Origin of the sequence: Enterococcus phoeniculicola ATCC BAA-412, from assembly GCF_000407505.1 — a bacterium.
GTDB classification, from domain to species: Bacteria; Bacillota; Bacilli; order Lactobacillales; family Enterococcaceae; genus Enterococcus_K; species Enterococcus_K phoeniculicola.
In genome coordinates this window covers 821413-842451 of the sequence record NZ_ASWE01000001.1, presented here as the reverse complement: position 1 = coordinate 842451, position 21039 = coordinate 821413, and the positions used below count along the sequence as shown (strand labels likewise).

The window sequence follows — 21039 nt, the reverse complement described above, 5'->3', positions numbered from 1 at the left end:
AAAATAGTAGCATGTCTGCAGGCTTGCTGTCAACCACTCGTCACTATATAGATTATTCATCCTCTTCAATTGACGAAGGACGAGAGGGATTCTCTGATATATCCGTCTCTACTTCTGAATAACCGGGTTCAACTATCCCTATTGTTTCAGGATTCTCTTGTATCGTTGTTTCGGTTGTATCAACAGGCATTGTCATCTCTTCAAAAGAAGATTCAACAATTGATTCAGAAGTCTGACCCTCTATTTGTCCGTGCGTTTCTAATATTTTCCTATCTGTGGTTTTACTAGAATTCTTTATTATAGGCGTGTCAAATTGAATAATATAGCGTTTTTTATTTGCATATTTAGCTTGAGTGGATTGATTGGTTACAACAACTAGAAAACTGAAAGGGTAACAATCGTATTAGTTTTCTTCCTTTTTTAAATGAAACAAATTTCCCTTTTTATATAGAAGATTTCCCAAGTAAAAAAGGGATCTGTTGCAGTCTCTATTTTTCACACGAATAGCTTTCATTGAGACAGTCCACGAATCCCTTTACTCTATGATTTTTTCTATTGATTCCTTCACTTCGACTTTTGTCCCATCGAATGTTTCTTTTATATATTCTTGTACTTCTTTACTATGATACAACTCTCCTAAAGCGAGTAGCTCTTCTTCGTCAGACCGACTTTTTTTAGTTGCTAGAACATTGATACTTTCTTTTGTATCCTCATTAATTTTTTCATAGTAAATCGCATCTTTCAAAACATTTAATCCACCTTCTAGTGCCACTGTATTACTGATTAAAACTAAATCAACATCTGGTAAAACACGTGGACCAGTTGTGTCATCAATTAACTTGAATTCTAATTTTTTAGGATTCTCTTGTATGTCCGAAGGTGTTCCTGTTCCATTATCAAAGTCCTCTTTTAATTTAATCAAACCTGCTGCTTCCAGCAATTTTAATCCTCTTGCTGTATTCGCAGGATTGTCTGCTAGTGCCACCACCGACTTTTCTTTCACCTCATCAATCGTCTTATAAATAGAAGAATAGATACCAAGTGGTTCCATATAAGTCGCCGCAATAGGTGCAAGTGTGTCTCCGCCGTCTTGATTATAACTATTTAAATAACTTATGGACTGAAAGGCATTTACATCCACCTCTCCTTGCGCAGTTGCAGTATTTAGTTGTGGTCCTCCATCAATTTCTTGTACTTCTATTTTTATACCCGCTTTTTTTGCAGCCTCTGATTTTGCTATAAACGCCCAAACTTGTGCATCTGATCCTTGCGAGCCAACAACGATTGCCTTTTCATTTTCCGACGAGTGACAAGCAGTTAATAAAAATACTGCCCCCAAACTGGTAATTAAGCCAATAAATCGTTTCACTTTATCCCTCCTCTTTTATCCATGCATCGTCATTCCACCTGTTACGTTAATTGCTTGACCTGTCATGTAGCTTGCCAATGGACTTGCCAGAAATAAAACTACATTTGCAACATCCTGTGGACTTCCTGTCCTACCAAGCGGCACTTGACTGATATCTTCTTGTAGGACTTCTTCAGCAGTCATATTTCTCAACCTACCACCTATTTCACGTTCAGTTTGCTTCATTTTTGTTTCAATAATTCCCGGGCAAACAGCATTTACAAGAATCTGTTCATTGGCAACTTCAAGTGCTAAAGTTTTTACTAGTCCAATTACTGCATGCTTTGAAGCCACGTATGCTGACATTCCTCGATAAGGATTTTTCCCAGCTTGTGAAGCAATAACAATCACCCGACCTTGTTTCTTTTGCCGCTGCATTTCTCTTACCACTAGCTTACAAGTTAAGTAGACGCCACGTGTATTCACAGCGTATACGCGATCAAAATCTTTCGTAGAACTGTTTGTCAAAAAATCCATTGTAGATATTCCGGCAACCTCAATAAAGATATCAGGAATAAGTGAACGAGTAATCAATTGACTTACGACCTTTTGTACTGTTTCCTCCTTTGCAACATCAATGTGAATTTGCCAATAGCCCGGGCGTACCTTTTCCAACAAAGGATTTGAATAAAGGTAGTCTGCATTAATAACACTAGCTCCTTCCTTTATAAAGGTAGAAACAATGGCTTCTCCTATCCCGCTGGCTCCTCCAACAACAAAAACAATCTTATCTTTCAATTGAAAATTATGCATAGCCGCTCCTTTAAGAATCGTTTCATTTACACTACATGGCGTTTAAAAGCATCATCACTAATCCCATCTTCCAATATTTTCTTCGCCCATTCTTTTGCTGAAAACAACGAATGATCTTTATAATTTCCACAGCTGATAATATCTGTTCCTTGAACATCTGCCCATTGAATACTATCTGCTATTTTTTCCAAAGATTCTTTCAATGCAATCGCCACCTCTGTCGCAGTTGGGCTCCCCCAAACAATCAAATGAAAGCCCGTTCGACAGCCAAATGGTGAACAGTCAATAATTCCTGTCACTCGATCTCGTAAAAGATCCGCTAATAGATGTTCAATTGTGTGCAGTCCTGCCGTTGGAATTGCAGATTCATTTGGCTGAACAAACCGTAAATCAAAATTGGTAAGAATATCCCCTTTTGGTCCACTTTCTTGTGTGATTTCTCTCACATAAGGTGCTTTTACTTTTGTATGATCTAACGTAAAGCTTTCTACTTCTGCCATATTTACATTCTCCTTTTACTTATTAGTTTTCTCCCCAAACCTCTGTAGCAATCGATTGAACAAATGCGATTTTTTTCCACTGCTCTTTTTCGGTTAAAATATTTCCTTCTTCTGTTGAAGCAAAACCGCATTGTGTACTTAAGCATAAATCATCTAACGGGACATACGCCGCTGCCTCGTGGATTCTCTTGATAACTGCTTGGCGATTTTCCAATTCGCCCGTTTTAGAAGTAATTAACCCCAAGACCACACGCTTATCTTTTATACTGGCTAACGGTTCAAATCCTCCTGATCGATCACTATCATACTCAAGATAATAAGCATCTACCTTTTCTTTTACAAATAACGCATCAGCAACATCCTCATACCCGCCCGCTGCAGCCCAAGTAGAATGATAATTTCCTCGGCAAACGTGTGTGTTCACCACGAGATCTTCAGGAAGACCTTCAAAAACAGAATTATTTAACGCTAGATACAACTTTTTCAGCTCTTCACGGACGACACGCTCATCCTTCCCATCTTCGGAAACAAATCCTGCTGGTAATGGAGCAACTAGAACTCCCCAGGTGCAATCATCAAACTGAATTACCCGTGCACCTGCGTCATATAGATCTGCTAAAACTTGTTTATAAGCTTTAGTGATATCTGTAAACAATGCCTCTAGACTCTCATAATACTGATCCACAGTTGGACGATTATCTGGACTTAACAACTCTACTAATAACTGCGCTGGAGCAGGTAATGTTTGTTTTACCTCTACACCTTCAGAAGCATGTGCTCTTGTAAATTTATAGTCCTCAACAAATGGATGATTTTCCCCTGAGATTTTACCAGTTACAATAACCGTTCCAGGTCTGGTTTCTTCTCCGTGAAAAAAATAGCCATGCTCTGGTTCATGAAAATCAATCCCTTCTAATCCCCAAAAGAAATCTAAGTGCCACCAACTTCTACGAAACTCGCCATCAGTTACAGCTTTCAATCCTGCTTCTTCTTGCTTTTTAATGAGTTTAATAATTTCTTTATCTTCCACTTGCGTTAATACTTCTTTGTCAATTTCTCCTGCTTCAAATGCTTCCCGTGCATCTTTTAATGCTTGTGGTCGCAAGTAACTACCTACCACGTCGTAGCGATACGGAGAAGTCTTCCGTTTTGTAAATGTCTCATTTTGTGTCATGTGTATTCCCTCCATTTTTATAATAAAAAAAGCATTCGTCCCTTTGCCTGTCGATTCTTCGACAAACAAAGGGACGAATGCTTTCGCGATACCACCCTCATTTATACTTTTCTCACAAAAAGTACCTCACTGGTTCCTGTTGAAACCCGGCAATGTAACGGTTGCACCCGTTCATATGGCGTGAACCACATAAAAACTCAGAGCTCATCTTCACAAGCTTGCCAAGTTCCCTTTCTCACCATCCGGGTTCTCTTACCTCAGCGACTTTGCTACTCTTCTCTTCAACGTAAAAATTAAAATTCAATTAGATATTGATGTTAGTTTACTTCTAGTTTTTTCATTTGTCAACAAGATATTTCTTTTTTTCAATAAATTCTTTTAACTGTTTCTCGAGATAAAGAATGACGAGTCAAAAAATCTAACTTCTGTTTACTCTTTCCAATTTCCCGAAACAAAGACGCCAAAATGGTCACTAACAACTGGAGTCCTCTTCCCATCAAAGACCACTTCATACGTAGATACTTCAAGCTGATTCGAGACAAACACATAATCTATACGTAAGCTTTCTTGATTGTTTTCCCAACCATCAATTACTTTTTTCACCGTCGCTTCACCCATTTTATTTTTCGCATGAGAAAAGGAATCAACTAGCGGCAACGAGCTGTTCACTAGTTGTGTATAGCCCTGCCCTTCAATATGCGAAGGATTATTCAAGTCTCCCATTAGAAATAGGGGAACTGTCTTTGAAGAAAGTACATTTTCTGTTGTTTGCCATTCTTGATAAAAGCCCGAATTCTCACCTTCCCACCAAGAAAAGTGGCAACTCATTACATAGACATCTTTCCCGTTTACTACTGTCGTGGCCCCCAACATTCTACGCGTATGATAATCTGTGAATTCCGTTGTTTCTGAAGCAATAAACGATTCCGCCTGTAAAGTATTCCTTGATAAAATAGCTGAACCTTCCTCGTAAACTTCATAGCCAATATGGCTAGGCATCCAACACCAGTGATAACTCATTTCGAGTTCTTTTAAACGTTTCACAAGTAAGTACGCAAAATTATCTTTTTTAATAGGCATCTGATTTAATGCATGGTGAAAAAAAGCATCTGTATGTCCTTCACCAACATCTTTTCGCTGATTCACTTCCTGTAAACAAATAATATCAATTTCTCTAGCAGCAATCATTTGAGCAAGCGTTTCTAATTTTTCCAATGGCTGTTCTTCCATCCAGCTATGGGTATTCAATGTCAGTAGTTTCATAATTCTCCTCTCTTTCAATAAGCAGAAAAAGTCTGGAGTAAAACAGAGGTGTTTTCTTCCAGACTTTCTTCATACAAATAGCGGAAAAAACAATCGGGACAGATGTTACTTTCTGTTTCTCATATCTATTAAAGTTCTAAATGCATGAGCCAAAACCATTTAAACAATGTCCCAACCACGGTTCTTTTCCCCTGAATTTATCTGCAGAGTTCTTGCGATAGTTTTATTCTAACAATTCTCTCTTATATGGTAAAATAGCCGATCACGGATTTCGCAGGTTGATCTCCTTGTTTTTCAAGTCGATACGTTTCAATCTTTTCTCCATTCGTGAAGATAACCATCATAGTAGTTTGTTTGCCTTCACTACGAATTTTGTCCAAGTCAGCAATTGCAATTTTTGTCCCTGCACTAATGTCTTGTCCTTCTGTAACCAGAATTTCAAAGGCAATGTCTTTCATTTCTACAGTATCAATTCCCATATGAATAAGCACATCAATCCCCTCAGCTGTTTGTATACCTAAGGCATGCTTTGTAGGGAAAATACTTACAACTTTCCCAGACACAGGGGCATAGATGGTTCTATCTGTCGGAATCACGGCATATCCATCACCCATCATTTTTTGTGAAAAGACCTCGTCTTTCACTTCTTCAATCGGAATCACTTTCCCATCTACCAAAGAATAAAGACCTTCTTTTTTCCCTAGAAATGTTGAGTTTTTTGTCACTTCACTTACTTCTTCATTCACACTTGTTGATTGAGGAATCTGTGCACCGGAGTTTAGTAAGTCCTCAATATCAGATTTTAACACATCCGCCTTTGGTCCATAAACAGCTTGAACTCCGTTATCTTTTACAATCAGACCCATTGCTCCAGCTTTTTTCCACGCTTCCTCGTTTCCTACTTTTTCATGTGCATTAACACTTACACGCAATCGGGTCATACAAGCGTCAACCTCTTTAATATTTTCTCGTCCGCCTAACAAATTAATGATGTCAATAACTTGCTGGTTTGCATTGACTGATTCATTGCCTGTTGTTTCGGCTGCTTCTCCGTCATAGTTTCCATTTCTTCCGGGTGTAGCGAAATTGAATTTTTTAATTAAAAAGTTAGCGACAAAATAAGTAACAACCGCAAAGAGGATGACCATCAAGACGAAATTGATTAAATCTCCGCCTAATCCTGCCTTTATTGCTAAAGGTGTTCTAGTCAATAACTCAATATTTCCAAATGAATGAACGCGTAGAGGTAAAATATCCGCCATAGCAAATGCTGCCCCTTGAATAATTGCGTATACGACATAAAGAGGTACCGCTGCAAACATGAACATAAATTCCAGTGGCTCAGTCACACCGGTTAAGAAGACAGCTAAAGCTGCAGAAAAGTACATTGATTTATATTTATCCTTTTTATCTAAATCAACATTTCGATACATTGCATAGGCAAGCCCCATCAAAATACCTGAAGAACCAATCATTTGCCCAACTTTAAAACGAGCAGGTGTCCAGTTTTCCAAAACAAAATTATATTGAGTCATATCTCCTGAACCCTTAAGATTCACTAAATCTGTCGCCCACGCAAGCCACAAAGGATCTTGACCAAATACTTGTGTCCCGGCTTGGGCACCAGAAAGAATTTCGTAGGTACCGCCAAGTTGCGTATAATTTATCGGAATGGTTAACATGTGGTGTAATCCAAAAGGTAGTAACAAACGTTCCAATGTTCCATATAAGAACGGCGCTAAAACAGGAGCTGTATCTTGTGATTGTGCAATCCACAAGCCAAAGTTGTTAATTCCTGCTTGTATATAAGGCCAGACAACGGCAAGTACAAGTGCAACCAGAGTTGACCAAAGAATCACTACAAACGGTACAAATCGTTTTCCGTTAAAAAAAGAAAGTGCATCGGGTAGTTTTCGATAATTATAGTATTTGTTAAACGCCATCGCCCCTACAAACCCTGCGATAATCCCAACAAAAACGCCCATATTTAAGGCTGGTGCTTCTAATACGCTCGTAAAGAACCCTTTTACCATAATCTTTGTTCCAAATAACGTATGTGTATATGCTTCTTCATTGGCTAGCATTTCACTAGTCACACCAAAAATTGCACCTGTAATCCGGTTGATTAGGACAAAAGAAATCCCAGCCGCAAAAGCACCACCTGCACGTTCCTTCGCCCAGCTTCCGCCAATAGCCAGTGCAAACAACAAATGAAGATTACCAATAATTCCCCAACCAAGCGTTTCAATTACGCTACCTGTTGTAACAAGCGGTGCCCAATCGGGGTTAATCAAGGGAATCGATTTCCCTATACTAATCATCAGTCCTGCAGCCGGCATAACTGCTACCACAACCATGAGTGCCTTACCAAATTTTTGCCAAAATTCAAAACTAAATAATTTTTTCATCTTCTTACTCCTTTACGCAATCGGTTTCGTTTCTTGTTGCTATTATATATGCTGAATTCTTATTTGTAAACAAAAAAAGAAAATAATTCCTTTTAACAAGCTTTGTTCTATCAACTAGATTGCACTAATCACAGTTCAGCTCTATGATTGACCCTCTAATTTAAAAATCAAGCATATTTCTATTGACTAACGCAACCGATTGCGTTTATTATAAGAGCATAAAGCAACTAGGAGGAAAACAAATGAAACAAGTGCAACGATTATTCCAAGTAGATCCATGGAAAGTTTCTACTCATACATTAGATAAAGAAAACCGGCGTCTTCAAGAGTCACTGACTAGTTTAGGAAATGGATACATGGGAATGCGTGGAAACTTTGAAGAATCTTACTCTGGAGATCATCATCAAGGCAGTTATCTTGCTGGCGTGTGGTATCCAGATAAAACACGGGTTGGCTGGTGGAAAAATGGCTACCCTGAATATTTTGGAAAAGTGATTAACAGCGTCAATTATATTGCAATGGATATTTATGTGAATGGTGTTGCAGTTGATCTGTATTCAATGGAACCTGAAGATTTTTATTTAGAATTGGATATGAAAACAGGCATCTTATCTCGTCAATTTACCATTACAGTGAATGATACAACCATCCGATTTTCTTTTGAACGGTTTTTGAGCATTGTCCAAAAGGAAATGGCTATGATTCGCTTAACAGCTGAAGTGTTGAAAGGCGACGCAACCGTTACAATTGTTTCTAAGTTAGACGGAGATGTTCAAAATGAAGATAGCAACTACGAAGAACATTTCTGGTCACCCAGAGAAGCTGGACGTATGGAGGGTTTTTCTTATCTGTCAGCAAAAACGATTCCTAATTCGTTTGATATAGAACAATTCAGCGTAACCTCTGCAATGAAGCATGTAAGTAATAAAAACTATTCCCATGAAATTTCTAAAGAAGCATTGAAAATCGAAGAAACATTCTCATTTCATGTTGCAGAAAACGACTCTTTTTATTTAGATAAACAGGTGCTTGTAGTAACCAGTCGAGATATTCCTGAAAAAAAACAGATAGAAACACTAGGGACACTTTATCAGGCATTAACACCTGACTATTCTGCTCATAAAAAAAATCAAATAGATGCTTGGGCAAACCGCTGGGCGCTTGCAGATGTAATAATTGATGGGGATGAAGAAGCCCAACAAGGCATTCGCTTTAATTTATTTCAGTTATTCGCTACTTATTATGGCGAGGATGAGCGATTAAATATTGGACCTAAAGGATTTACTGGTGAAAAATATGGTGGTGCAACTTATTGGGACACCGAAGCCTATGCTGTTCCTTTGTATCTTGCGCTTGCTGATCCATCTGTCACAAAAAATCTATTAACTTATCGCCACAATCAGCTTCCGCAAGCCCAACATAATGCACGGCAACAAGGCTTGAAAGGGGCACTCTATCCTATGGTTACTTTTACAGGGGTTGAATGTCACAACGAGTGGGAAATTACCTTTGAAGAGATTCATAGAAATGGAGCAATTGCTTATGCTATCTATAATTATACAAATTACACAGGCGATACATCATATTTAGAAAATAAAGGATTAGAAGTGTTAAGTGAAATTGCACGTTTCTGGGCAGACCGCGTTCATTTTTCCAAACGGGCGCAAAAATATATGATTCATGGTGTAACGGGACCTAATGAATACGAAAATAATGTGAACAACAACTGGTATACCAATACAATTGCAGCTTGGGTTTTGCGTTATACGCGTGAGTCTTATTTACAATTCAAGGATAAAACTTCCCTGATTATTGAAGAAAACGAACTGGCAAACTGGCTGGATATTGTCGAAAATATGTACTATCCAACTGATAAAGAGCTGGGTATATTTGTTCAGCATGATACATTTTTAGACAAGGATCTGTTTGCTGCCTCTGAACTTAATTTAGAAGAGCTTCCATTAAACCAGCATTGGTCATGGGATAAAATTTTACGTTCCTGTTTTATTAAACAAGCAGATGTACTGCAAGGAATCTACTTCTTTTCTGATGACTACACACTTGAAGAAAAACGGAAAAACTTTGAATTTTATGAGCCTATGACTGTCCATGAATCTTCCCTTTCGCCAAGTATTCATGCCATTTTAGCGGCTGAGTTAGGACTAGAAGAAAAAGCATTGGAAATGTATCAGCGAACTGCTCGGTTAGACTTAGACAATTATAATAATGACACAGAAGATGGGCTACACATCACCTCAATGACTGGAAGCTGGCTTGCCATCATTCAAGGATTTGCTCAGATGAAAACAGATCACGAAACGTTAAGTTTTGCGCCATTTCTTCCAAGTAAGTGGAATGCTTATGCTTTTCATATTAACTACCGTGGTCGCTTGCTCTTAGTGACAGTAACAAAAGAGTCTGTTACGCTTGATTTAGTTCACGGAGAACCACTAAAATTAAAACTTTATAATGAATGGTTATTATTGACAGATAAAACAACACTCCCATTAAGAAAGAAGGATGACAAACATGTTTAAAGGCGTATTATTTGATTTAGATGGTGTCATTACAGATACCGCAGAATACCATTATCGTGCATGGAAAAAATTAGGGGAAGAAATTGGAATTACGATTGATCGTACATTCAATGAACAGTTAAAAGGTGTGAGCCGTGAGGATTCTTTAAGCCGTATGCTTGCATACGGACACAAAGAAAATGAGTTTTCAGAAGAAGAGTTTTCAGCAATGGCTGCCAGAAAAAATGAGTATTATGTTGAGATGATTCAAGAAATTACCCCAGAAGATGTATATCCAGGAATTTTGACGCTATTAAAAGAATTAAAATCTCATAATGTAAAAATTTCTTTAGCTTCTGCAAGTAAAAACGGACCTTTTCTTTTGAACAAAATGGCAATTGAACCGTATTTCGATGCAATTGCAGACCCAGCAAGTGTTGCAAAAGGCAAACCTGCCCCGGACATTTTTCTGCTGGCGGCTTCAAAGGTTGGTGTAGAGATAAAAGACTGTATTGGAGTGGAAGATGCCAAAGCAGGAATTCAGGCCATTCAAGCAAGCGGTGCTTTGCCAATAGGTGTTGGGCGAAAAGAAGATTTAGGGACAGACATTTCACTTGTTTCAGAGACTAGTCAGCTAAGTTTTGATTATCTTGTGGAGCAATGGATGCAAGCTAACCATGAACGTTAGCATCGAACCTGTTACTGGGTCTCCTTTAATCAAAGTCACATTAACTAACAACTATTTATCTGCTTCTTTTTATAATTTTGGCGCACGGATGCACCAGCTTTTTACTCCAAATAAAGAAGGGCTTTCAGAAAACATCCTCTTGTCGTATGATAGTGTAGAAGAATTGCTTTCTGATAAAAGCTATTTTGGAGCAGTCGTAGGCCCTGTAGCTGGTCGAATAAAGCACGCACAATGGAAAGACTTTCCTCTAGAAAAAAATTGCGGGACCCACCATATTCACGGAGGGTCCCAAGGGTGGTCGTATCAGTTTTGGACTATTGAGCTTTTAGAAGACCCTGATGTGATTGGTATTCGATTTCATTTAGAAGATTCGGTGTCTGGCTATCCTGGTCCAATAAATGTGCGTGTCACCTACAAGCTAGTGGATCATTCACTGATTATGACGACAGACTATCAAAGTATGAATCCGACTATTGTAAATCCTACAAGTCATAGCTACTTTAATCTTTCCGGTGAAGGTCAACAAGATTTAGACACACATAGTCTGCTCGTCAATGCTAGCCATCTTCTTGAGACAGATAAAGAAACGCTGCCAACTGGAAAAATTATTCCAGTAAAAGAACTTCCTCTAGATGTTTCAAAAATGCAGTCGTTTCCTGCTATTTTTTCTTCTTTTAAAGAAGGGCTTGACGACTGTTTTATTTTAAATAAGACTCTCCCTACCGCGCTTACACTGACTGAGCAGACCTCTGGTCGAAAAATGGAGATAGCAACAACAAATCAAAGTGTGGTATTATTTTCTACGACTGGTTTTGACGCACCATTTCTTATTAACGGAAAACCTATGCACTCAAATTATGGACTGGCAATTGAGCCGCAGCAGTTCCCAGATAGTGTTCATCATCCTTCATGGCCGTCAATTGAACTACCCCCCTTACAAAAAAGACAACAAGAAACCATCTATAGATTTTCATGCTTATAAAAAAGGAGTGGCAAATAAATGACTATCACTGTCAAAGATGTTGCAAAAAGAGCTGGCGTTGCCACCTCAACTGTTTCTCGTGTAATTAACGATCATTCAAGTATCTCAGAAGCAACAAAGAAAAAAGTTCGCAAAGTAATGGATGAGCTTGGGTATGTACCGAATATCGCTGCGCGAAACTTAGGTAAACGAACATCCAGTGCCATAGGTGTGATTTTACCACCGTTAGATTCAAAAGAGCGAATCGGAAATCCTTTTTACTTGGAAATTATTGAAGCTATCAATGATGAAGCACAAAAACACGAAATGACGACTGCCATTGCCACTGCGAAAAGTTTTCCAAGACTCTTGGAAAACGTCAAGCGGATGCATCGTCAAAAACAAGTAGATGGATTTATTCTCGTCTATTCAGACCGGGATGATTTAGTTATTGACTATCTTTATGAAAATGCGATTCCATTTACTCTCGTCGGTCAGCCTTATAAAAATGAGGAAGAAATTGTCTTTGTCGATAACGATAATCAATTACTTGGAAAACATGCGACTGACTTTTTAATTAAAAATCACCATGAGAATATTTTATTCATTACAAATACAACGCATGAAAGTGTTTATTTTGAACGATATTTTGGCTATCAAAAAGCAATGATGCTTGCAGGGCTACCAGCACTTGCCAGTGTCCCTTTGGAAAAACCAGAAGACTTTGTCGGGTTTGAACAACTGTTAAAAGAAACAAAGGCAACGGCTGCCGTCGTTATTGATGATATATTCGCCCTTCGTATTATCCAATTAGCAGAAATGTACGGTTATAAAGTTCCAGAAAATTTTTCTGTGATTAGCTTTAATAACTCCATTTTCTCCACTCTCATGCATCCTTATTTAACGAGTATTGATGTGGATGTCTCCGAGCTTGGAACAATGGCAATGAGAAAACTAATGGATCAAATTCATGAAGTTTTATCAACAGGCGTTCGTCTTGTTGTCCCTCACAAACTTGTGAAAAGAGAAACGGTCGTACCACTCACGCAAGAGTAAAATGATAAAAAGCAGGCCGGTACAGAAGTGTTAAGCTCCAAGAAATAAGCTGAACACTTCTGTACCGACCTCTTCTTTTACGATTACTTCCCCACCTCAATTAACTTCTTTGTTTGCTTTGTTATATATCGGCAGCTGTACTTCCGATCCTTCAAAATCAATCGTATAAGTAATCTCTTGATTGCCTCTAACCGTCATTCCAAAGTCTGTCCCATAGACAATTAAACCAATCTGATGTCCTTTTGGCACCTCATAAATCGTTGGCTGAAGGGCAAAAGTTACATCAACAAATTCTCCCGCCGCTAATTCATCTGTTTTCCATGAAGAAGTTCGATTTTGTAGATTCATGTGCCCCTTTGTAATCATTTTATTAGAAGTTATTCCTCCTAATTGAAATTCTTTTATATCCTCTTCTCGCCATTGATTTCCCAAAGGAAGCCCCTTTAGCTCAAGAACAGTAGGGATTTCCTTCAATCGTTTGGCTTTTCCATAGTCAACTAGCTGTACACTTACCATACCAAAATTAACACTTGATGCAATTTTCAGCTTAATAACTGGTTGACCACTGAGGGTCACTGCTCTTTCTAAAGGAGTTGTTTTTCCAAGATAACGATGTCCTTCTAATGGGCTTTCTTCCTCTTTTATCTCTGTCTCCCACTTGGCGATATCTTTTGTATAGATGCTAAATTGTTCTTTACTTAATTTATCCTGATAGCTCGCATTACCTGTCTGTTTATTTTCGCTCAGCTGAGTGTCACTTAAATAACGGGTTTCCCATTGATCTGGTACCCAATCTTCCATTGTTTCCCACGTCTGTTCGACAGTATTTTTTTGGACAAGTATGGCAGGTAGCAGTTTGTCTGCTTGATTTTCAACACCATAGAGTTTATAACTAAGCCAACTGTTCATCATATCATTGAAATCAAGAGAAGGCATATTGTGAATATAAATATGCTGACCTTGATGCAAAATAAGTCTTTTCTCCACGGGAACCTCTTTTAATGCTTCCCACAGCTGAGCTACATGTCTAGGCTTCACATTCCAGTCATTTAATCCATGGACCATGATAATATCTGCATACGTGTTTTTCACATGTGGTAAATAATTTCGTTCATCCCAAAATGTGTTGTAGTCCCCCGTTACTCGATCTTGTAAATTCACCATTTCTTTTTGTTTTGCATTAAAAAAGTCCTTAATCTTAAGATAATCCCCTGCATCATGCATACGACTAAAAGTTGATTCAGCAAGAACATCTGCATCCTCTCCAGGAAATCCACCAGGGGCTATAACTAGACCGTTATCACGATAATATTGATACCAGTCAGAAATAGCAGCTTCAGAAATAATTGTTTCTAACCCCTCCACCCCTGTTGTTGCTGCTGCAGTTGCAAGGGTTCCTAAATAAGATTTTCCAGTCATCGCCACTTTTTTATTACTCCACCACGCAGAAATTTCAATGTTATCTGTACGATTCGTAAATGCCCGACGATTCCCTGCCAGCCATTCGATAATTGCAGTTGTTGCAATCGTTTGTTCCACTGACCCGCAGGTTTGAATTCCTTCTGAATCCCGTGTACCAATCCCAGCAGAATAGACCGCCGCAAATCCTCGTGCTAAGAAATAGTCATTTAATGCATAAGATTTTTCTCTCATGAAGGTCTCAGAAGCATATTTTGCCTGTCCACTCACTTCACGCTCTGGAGGAAGTTGCACATCTTTTCTTGAAAACTGAATCTCTTCATAACTTACCTGATTTGGTTCTTTTCTTGTCAAAGGAACATTGACCTCGTGCGTTGCTTTATCACCAGCTTCAGGGTTTGTCCCTTGGTTATATGGGCTTGCTGTAAAGAGACTCGGTACACGCAATCCTTCCTGCGTCTCTACGGGTCGAAGAATTTCCACTTTTAGTAAATCTCTTTTCCCATCTTCATCTGTGTCTAGTGGTGCTTCCACATAAACAACTTCACGAATAATCTCGTCTGTTGCAAAAACTGCCTGTGCCTTACCATTGAAAAATAATGGTTTAGCTACACGTCTCTCAGCATAATATCCTCTACTAGCTAACAAATCAATATAGCTTAACCCATTTTTGGTATGAGTAGTTAACAAATAATACCAAGCCTCTATAAGTGCTTCTTTTGTTGATAGTGTTTTCTCTGTTACAAATACACCTATCTTTTTTGCATCCTCTAAAACAGAAGCAATTTTAAAGTCAATTTCAACTTGAAACTGGAGAAGCTGCAGTGCCACCGTGTAAAAAATTTCTTTTGTGACTGGTTGCTTTGTTTCTTCAAATTCAGCCAAAGTAAGCTCATCTGTCGCTAAAATCAACTGATATTTTTCCGTTATACCAGATGTTACTTGAACCTCTGGAAAACTTTTAGCTAAAAATGAAAACCACTGACGCGTAACATTTTCTTTTTCTTCATAAAAACTGATTTGTTTTAGCTCCTCAATCATCGTTGGATACTCAGTTGGTCGGATACCAAATTGATTTATTTTCATCTGCACAAAACTCCTTTTCTACCTATTATGGAGGATAATCTTATTATATTCAAAGAAATTTTTTTATTCACTTATTTCTCTTCGTTTTGATTCCCTTAGTATAGATTCTTTTTACTTCCTCATCTTCATGAAAACAGAAAAAATAGTTTCCTTTGAACCACTCACATCGTTTTCTGTTATACTTAATCTTAACTACTTGTCTAAGGAGACCTTGTTATGAATCTCGGCCGTTTTGTACGCTTATCTAAAAAGCGAGGAAATCGATTTATTTCTAGTCACTTTTCTTCAATTCAAATTATTGTTTCTTACTATATACTCATGACAGTTGTCTCTACTGGGCTTTTTTATTTGCCATTTTTCAGGGAGCCAGATGTTCATGTTTCTTTTATTGATATGTTATTTATGGCGGTCAGCACCATCAGTGTGACAGGCTTGTCTACCTTCGATATTAACAGTGTCTTTAATGAGCGAGGTGTGATTCTTTTAGAATTGCTCTTTCAAGTGGGCGGTCTAGGAATTATGATGATTTCCACATTCTTTTTTATTATCTCAAAACGGAAAATTTCTTTAAAACAGCGTCAGTTGATTATGACCGATATGAATCAACCCCGATTAAGTGGGATTGTTCGTATGATTCGAATTACGTTTGGTATTATCATCTGGTTCCAAGTCATCTTTGGTCTGCTTTTTTCTATATATTTTTATGTAAATGACTATTTTGACAATTGGGGCGATGCGTTATTCAACGGATTTTATCAAGCAATTTCAGCGGTGACTAACTCAGGATTTGACGTTACAGGAGATTCAATTATTCCTTTTGCAGGTGATTATCCATTTTTACTGAGTATTATGTTCTTAATCTTTATTGGCGGAATCGGCTTTCCTGTTTTGATGGAGATTCGCGAGTGGCTAGGCTATCGGAGACAAAAACACAAACTTCCTTTTCGTTTTTCTCTATTTACAAAAATTGCGTTACTTGCATTTGTGCTGTTGTTTGTTGTAGGAACTTTGCTGATCTTTTTCTTGGAAAAAGATCATTTATTCTTAGGAATGAACCCTGTTAGCCAATGGATGAACTCTATGTTTTATTCGATTACAACAAGAAATGCCGGCTTGCAAATTCATAATCTGCAGGACTTTCAGGTAACTACACTGATTGTGTTCTCTCTATTAATGTTTATTGGGTGCAGTCCAAGTTCAGTTGGTGGAGGCGTGCGAACAACTACGATTGCTATTATTGGTTTATACCTTTTTTCTTTCCTAAAAAGTGAAGAAAAAATTAATATTTTTGGTCGACAGATTGATGATGATGATGTCCGAAAATCAATTGTTGTATTCATGTTATCTCTAGGAATGTGTTTTTTTAGCGTTTTGTTCTTAACTGCAATTGAAGACCATTCACTCATCTCTATTATTGTGGAAGTTGCTTCTGCTTTTGGGACAACTGGACTTTCCTTTGGGATAACGGGAGATTTAACAGTTGTCGGAAAATTAACAATTGCAGCGCTAATGTTTATCGGACGAATTGGTATGCTCTATACACTACTATTGTTTGTACCAAAAGAAACACGTGATTTAGGTTATGAATATCCTTCTGAAAAAATTATTATTGGATAAAATCTATATCTGACTTTTCAAAACTATTCTATGTATGAGGTTTGGGCTGATAGACGCCTGAGCCTCTCTTCTCTATCATAATAAAGAAGAAAATAATCTGTTGGGCTTCCTTTATATTTTTTTAAGAAACCAGCATGGATAGTCCACTTTTTTTCCTACATATGTTATGATAAGTTGAATTATTTTCTTACAAAAAACAGACTTTTTTATATAAAATTTTATCGGGGGTTTCATTCATGGGTATACGCAGTCAACTGGCGATTACAGCTGGAAAAACATCTCAATGGGTACTAAAAAATTTTTTCAAAGGCGGCTCAAGCTACCCAGGAACACTAGCATTAAAAATTGATCCACATATCTTAGATACACTAGCAAAAGATTATCAGATTGTCGTTGTGACAGGAACGAATGGAAAAACATTAACAACGGCTCTAACAGTGAATATTCTAAAACAGGAATTTGATGTGCTAACCAATCCTACCGGAGCAAATATGGTTCAAGGGATTGTTTCAACATTCTTGGCTGCTAAGCCTAAAAAAGGGCAAAAAAAGTTTGCCGTATTAGAAATTGACGAGGCGAGTTTAAGCAAAGTAACAGAGTATATCAAACCTGAGCTGTTTCTTTTCACCAATATTTTTCGAGATCAAATGGATCGATATGGGGAAATTTATACTACCTATCGAATGATTGTTGAAGGCGCAGCAAAATCTCCGAATGCACCTATTTTATGTAACGGAGATTCGCCAATATTTAATTCAATAGATACCGTTAATCCGCGAAAATACTATGGGTTTAATCATGAAGAGCCAAGAGAACAAATGGCCCACTATAATACAGATGGTGTGTTGTGCCCTCGTTGTCACCATATCCTGCATTACAAAATGATTACCTATGCAAACCTAGGTGACTACTATTGTCCAAATTGCGATTTTCATCGCCCTGAACTAGATTATCAACTCACAGATATGGTGAGTATGGATAATGTATCGGCTGACTTCATCATTGATGGACAGGAATATGGAATCGAGGTTGGCGGAATGTATAACGTATATAACGCCCTTTCCGCTGCTGCTGTTGCAGAATACTATGGGGTAGCACCAGAAAAAATTCGCCAAGGACTTAGCTATGATGAAAAAGTTTTTGGACGCCAAGAAATCATCTCTATAGATGGAAAAAAATGTACACTCGTTCTAGTGAAAAACCCTGTTGGTCTAAATCAGGTCATTGACATGATTGGTTTAGCCCCACATCCCTTTTCGTTAGTTTGCTTATTAAATGCCAATTATGCAGACGGTATTGATGTTAGCTGGATTTGGGATGGCAATCATGAGGCATTTGCTGATATGGATATTCCAGCCGTACTAGCTGGTGGTGAACGGCATAAAGATATGGCTCTTCGTTTGAAAGTAGCGGGAATTTCTGAGGATAAATTAACCGAGACAAAGGATTTAAACGAAGTCATCGAAGATATTAAACAGCTTCCTACTGAACATGTCTATATTCTTGCAACTTATACTGCCGTTCTACAATTAAGAAAAGAGTTGGCCAGTCAAGGCTATATCAAAGGAGGAATGGATCGTGGCTAATTATGAATTAACTGTCGCTCATCTGTATGGCAATCTGCTAAATACTTATGGCGATAATGGCAACCTTCTTATGCTGAACTATTATGCAAAAAAAATGGGTGTAGCCTTCCATTCTGAAGTGGTAAGTATACATGAACCCTTCGACTCACAAAAATATGACTTAGTATTTTTTGGCGGCGGTCAAGATTTCGAGCAAGTGATTGTTTCAAAAGACATTCAGGAAAAGAAAGAATCTCTTACTCAATATATTGAAGACGGCGGAGTTATGCTGGCGATTTGTGGTGGATATCAACTTCTTGGACACTACTATATGGGCGCAAACGGAGAAAAAATCCGTGGAATTGGTGCGTTAGATCATTACACTCTTAGCCAAGAAAATAATCGTTTTATAGGAGATATTGTGATTCACAATGAAGAATTCAATGAAACCTACTATGGCTTTGAGAATCATAACGGAAGGACCTTTTTAGGTAAAGGAGAACGACCGTTAGGTACTGTTGTTCAAGGGCAAGGAAATAACGGGGAAGATAAATCTGAAGGGGTCATTTACAAAAATGTCTATGGTTCTTACTTTCACGGCCCCATTCTTTCAAGAAATGAACATCTTGCCATTCGACTTTTGAAGCTAGCCTTAGAAAAGAAATATGGACACGCGTTAGAATTACCGGAAGTTTTTAAAGAAGAATCTACCCAATCAACCGCTGTTGTTGAAAATAGCCTTTGATTATATGAAAAAGGAAACGTCTTCTACAAAGAGCCTGCTGTTTCAGCACTCTGTAGCTTAGAACGTTCCCTTTTTTTAATTGAGAAAAAAATTTTGTAGAAATTGAAAAAGAAGCGTATTTTCTTTTCTAAAACAAAAATTTCCTCCACAAATTTTACTTTTCTATTCTTGCCTTTTGCTGATTGATTTCTTTGATTCGTTTCATATCGAATTTAGGTGTTCGATTGTAGAAATATAACCCGTTTTTTTCCTGTTCAACATCATATAGCTGTGTATAGCAAAAGCCAAAAATTTTCGGATGATTTAAGAGAACTTCCGTTAAGCCTTTGTATCGTGCGTAGAATTCTTCTTGCGTTTTTGGTTCTTCGCCATATCCCCAAGAATCCTTTGATTGATTTGTTGGGTCCCACTTAATTCCACCATATTCACTTACACAAAACGGCTCTCCTTTATAGCTTTGTCGTGCATCATGCTCATCCCAAAAAACGCCATTCGTTTGATTTTCTCCAGTAAAATGTTCTGTAAATACTTGTACGTCTTGCGCATAGTCATGAACATCATAGATATCCGTAATTACATGATAATTGCCGCTGGTATCCACGCAAGGACGTGTGGGATCTAGTTTTTTAGTTGTATGATAAATCATTTCCAAAATCTCGTTTTTTTGTCTGCGGTACTCGTAATCCCATGACTCATTAAAAGGACACCACGTGATAATAGACGGATGATTAAAATCTCTCGAAACAAGACTTGACCACTCAGGAAGAAAGTCGGCCAAAGAAGAATATGAGGAAACATCTAATCCCCAATTAGCCATCTCGCCCCAAACCAGATATCCTGCCTGATCGCAATGATATAAAAATCTTGGTTCAAATGCTTTTTCATGTAACCTAGCCCCATTAAATCCTGCATCCAAACTCAACTGAATATCTTTTTTTAAACAATCATCCTCTGGAGCCGTATAAATACCTTCTGGATAAAATCCTTGATCTAGTACTAATCTCTGAAAGACTGGCTCTCCATTTAAGAAGAATTTATTTTCTTTAAAAGAAATTTCTCTTAAACCAAAATAACTTTTGACCCGATCCTCCTCAAAAGAGCAATGCACATCATATAATCGCCCGTGTCCAACCTCCCATAGATGAGTTTCAGAAAGCTGAACTTCTAAAAATCCATGCTCCGTAAGTACAGCTGAAACTTTACCACAGAGAATTCCTTTATAATAAACCTCTACATTTACTGTTCCTTTTCCCGTAACGAGTGCTTCAATAGTTACTTTACGTTCAGAAACATTTGGATAGTATTTGATTTCCTTAATATGTGTTTTTGGTAAGAATTCCAGCCAAACTGTCTGCCAAATCCCTGTCGTACGTGTGTAATCACAGCCATGCGAATGATAAAGACTACTTTGCTTTCCCTTTGGTTGACGTCCTCTTCGATTATCGTCCTCCACATAGATCGTAATTTTATTCTCGCCTGTTGTGACAAACGCAGATATATCAAAGAAAAAGGAAGAATAGCCCCCTTTATGCGTGCCAACTGACTGTCCATTAATAAATATCTGACTAAAATAATCTATCGCACCAAAATGCAACAGGATTGAATTTTTTTTCTGTTCTTCAGAAATATGAATTGTTCGCTGATACCAGACTGCAGGCATAAAATCGGTATAACCAATTCCGCTTAGCTCACTTTCTGGACAAAATGGAACAAGAATTTCCTGATCGAAAGAGTAGTCTACTTGCCACTCTCTTTCTAATCCGCTTTTTCCAAAATCAAAGGCAAATGCCCATGAACCATTCAGATTCTTCCAATTTTCTCTCTCCCATTGAGGTTGCGGATGCTCATTTCTTGGTAATGTTTTCATTTTCTTCCTCCAA

At 37.9% G+C, this 21039-nt stretch carries 16 protein-coding genes; 7 read left to right on the top strand and 9 right to left on the bottom strand.

Features of this window, described 5'->3' with window-relative positions; genetic code table 11:
* Positions 1 to 52: 52 nt before the first annotated feature.
* The 7 genes from I589_RS18275 to I589_RS03760 form a co-directional block, all read right to left on the bottom strand.
* Positions 53 to 190, bottom strand: coding sequence for a hypothetical protein (locus tag I589_RS18275; RefSeq protein ID WP_010769452.1), 138 nt, complete (start codon positions 188 to 190; stop codon positions 53 to 55).
* A 345-nt stretch (positions 191 to 535) separates the two neighbouring features.
* Positions 536 to 1369 carry a MetQ/NlpA family ABC transporter substrate-binding protein gene (locus tag I589_RS03785; RefSeq protein WP_010769453.1) on the bottom strand — a complete coding sequence of 278 codons (834 nt, stop codon included), beginning with the start codon at positions 1367 to 1369 and terminating at the stop codon, positions 536 to 538.
* Between the two features lie 15 nt (positions 1370 to 1384).
* Positions 1385 to 2161 (bottom strand): SDR family NAD(P)-dependent oxidoreductase, encoded by a 777-nt coding sequence (locus I589_RS03780; protein WP_010769454.1) that lies wholly within the window; start codon positions 2159 to 2161, stop codon positions 1385 to 1387.
* A 26-nt stretch (positions 2162 to 2187) separates the two neighbouring features.
* On the bottom strand, positions 2188 to 2661 hold the full coding sequence (locus I589_RS03775) for an S-ribosylhomocysteine lyase (protein ID WP_010769455.1): 474 nt from the start codon (positions 2659 to 2661) through the stop codon (positions 2188 to 2190).
* Positions 2662 to 2683: 22 nt separating this feature from the next.
* Positions 2684 to 3835 carry a 5-methyltetrahydropteroyltriglutamate--homocysteine S-methyltransferase gene (locus I589_RS03770; protein ID WP_010769456.1) on the bottom strand — a complete coding sequence of 384 codons (1152 nt, stop codon included), beginning with the start codon at positions 3833 to 3835 and terminating at the stop codon, positions 2684 to 2686.
* A 429-nt stretch (positions 3836 to 4264) separates the two neighbouring features.
* Positions 4265 to 5098 (bottom strand): endonuclease/exonuclease/phosphatase family protein, encoded by an 834-nt coding sequence (locus I589_RS03765; RefSeq protein ID WP_010769457.1) that lies wholly within the window; start codon positions 5096 to 5098, stop codon positions 4265 to 4267.
* A 242-nt stretch (positions 5099 to 5340) separates the two neighbouring features.
* Positions 5341 to 7506 (bottom strand): PTS transporter subunit IIBC, encoded by a 2166-nt coding sequence (locus I589_RS03760; RefSeq protein ID WP_010769458.1) that lies wholly within the window; start codon positions 7504 to 7506, stop codon positions 5341 to 5343.
* Positions 7507 to 7748: 242 nt separating this feature from the next.
* Between I589_RS03760 and I589_RS03755 the strand changes: the two genes are divergently transcribed.
* From I589_RS03755 to I589_RS03740, 4 genes are read left to right on the top strand one after another with little or no spacing between them, the layout of a single operon-like run.
* Positions 7749 to 10043: a glycoside hydrolase family 65 protein gene (locus I589_RS03755; RefSeq protein ID WP_010769459.1), complete on the top strand. Its 2295-nt coding sequence runs from the start codon at positions 7749 to 7751 to the stop codon at positions 10041 to 10043.
* Positions 10036 to 10710, top strand: coding sequence for a beta-phosphoglucomutase (gene pgmB / locus I589_RS03750; RefSeq protein ID WP_010769460.1), 675 nt, complete (start codon positions 10036 to 10038; stop codon positions 10708 to 10710). Before I589_RS03755 ends, pgmB begins: the two co-directional genes overlap by 8 nt.
* Positions 10700 to 11692: an aldose epimerase family protein gene (locus tag I589_RS03745; RefSeq protein WP_010769461.1), complete on the top strand. Its 993-nt coding sequence runs from the start codon at positions 10700 to 10702 to the stop codon at positions 11690 to 11692. Before pgmB ends, I589_RS03745 begins: the two co-directional genes overlap by 11 nt.
* Positions 11693 to 11710: 18 nt before the next feature.
* Positions 11711 to 12727, top strand: a complete 1017-nt coding sequence (locus I589_RS03740) for a LacI family DNA-binding transcriptional regulator (RefSeq protein WP_010769462.1) — start codon at positions 11711 to 11713, stop codon at positions 12725 to 12727.
* A gap of 96 nt (positions 12728 to 12823) precedes the next feature.
* Here I589_RS03740 and I589_RS03735 read toward each other — a convergent pair whose 3' ends face one another.
* Positions 12824 to 15232, bottom strand: a complete 2409-nt coding sequence (locus I589_RS03735; protein WP_010769463.1) for a Xaa-Pro dipeptidyl-peptidase — start codon at positions 15230 to 15232, stop codon at positions 12824 to 12826.
* 216 nt (positions 15233 to 15448) lie between these two features.
* On the opposite strand from I589_RS03735, the gene I589_RS03730 reads away from it, so the two are divergent.
* The 3 genes from I589_RS03730 (at position 15449) to I589_RS03720 (ending at position 19159) form a co-directional block, all read left to right on the top strand.
* Complete coding sequence (locus I589_RS03730) at positions 15449 to 16849, top strand: TrkH family potassium uptake protein (RefSeq protein ID WP_010769464.1); 1401 nt, start codon at positions 15449 to 15451, stop codon at positions 16847 to 16849.
* A gap of 236 nt (positions 16850 to 17085) precedes the next feature.
* Entirely contained in the window at positions 17086 to 18435 is a 1350-nt protein-coding gene (locus tag I589_RS03725; RefSeq protein WP_010769465.1) for a Mur ligase family protein, read from the top strand.
* The gene (locus tag I589_RS03720) at positions 18428 to 19159 is read left to right on the top strand and encodes a type 1 glutamine amidotransferase (RefSeq protein ID WP_010769466.1); all 732 of its coding nucleotides are present in this window, start codon (positions 18428 to 18430) and stop codon (positions 19157 to 19159) included. Before I589_RS03725 ends, I589_RS03720 begins: the two co-directional genes overlap by 8 nt.
* A 154-nt stretch (positions 19160 to 19313) precedes the next feature.
* Here I589_RS03720 and I589_RS03715 read toward each other — a convergent pair whose 3' ends face one another.
* Positions 19314 to 21026: a glycoside hydrolase family 2 protein gene (locus I589_RS03715; protein WP_010769467.1), complete on the bottom strand. Its 1713-nt coding sequence runs from the start codon at positions 21024 to 21026 to the stop codon at positions 19314 to 19316.
* Between the last annotated feature and the right edge of the window lie 13 nt (positions 21027 to 21039).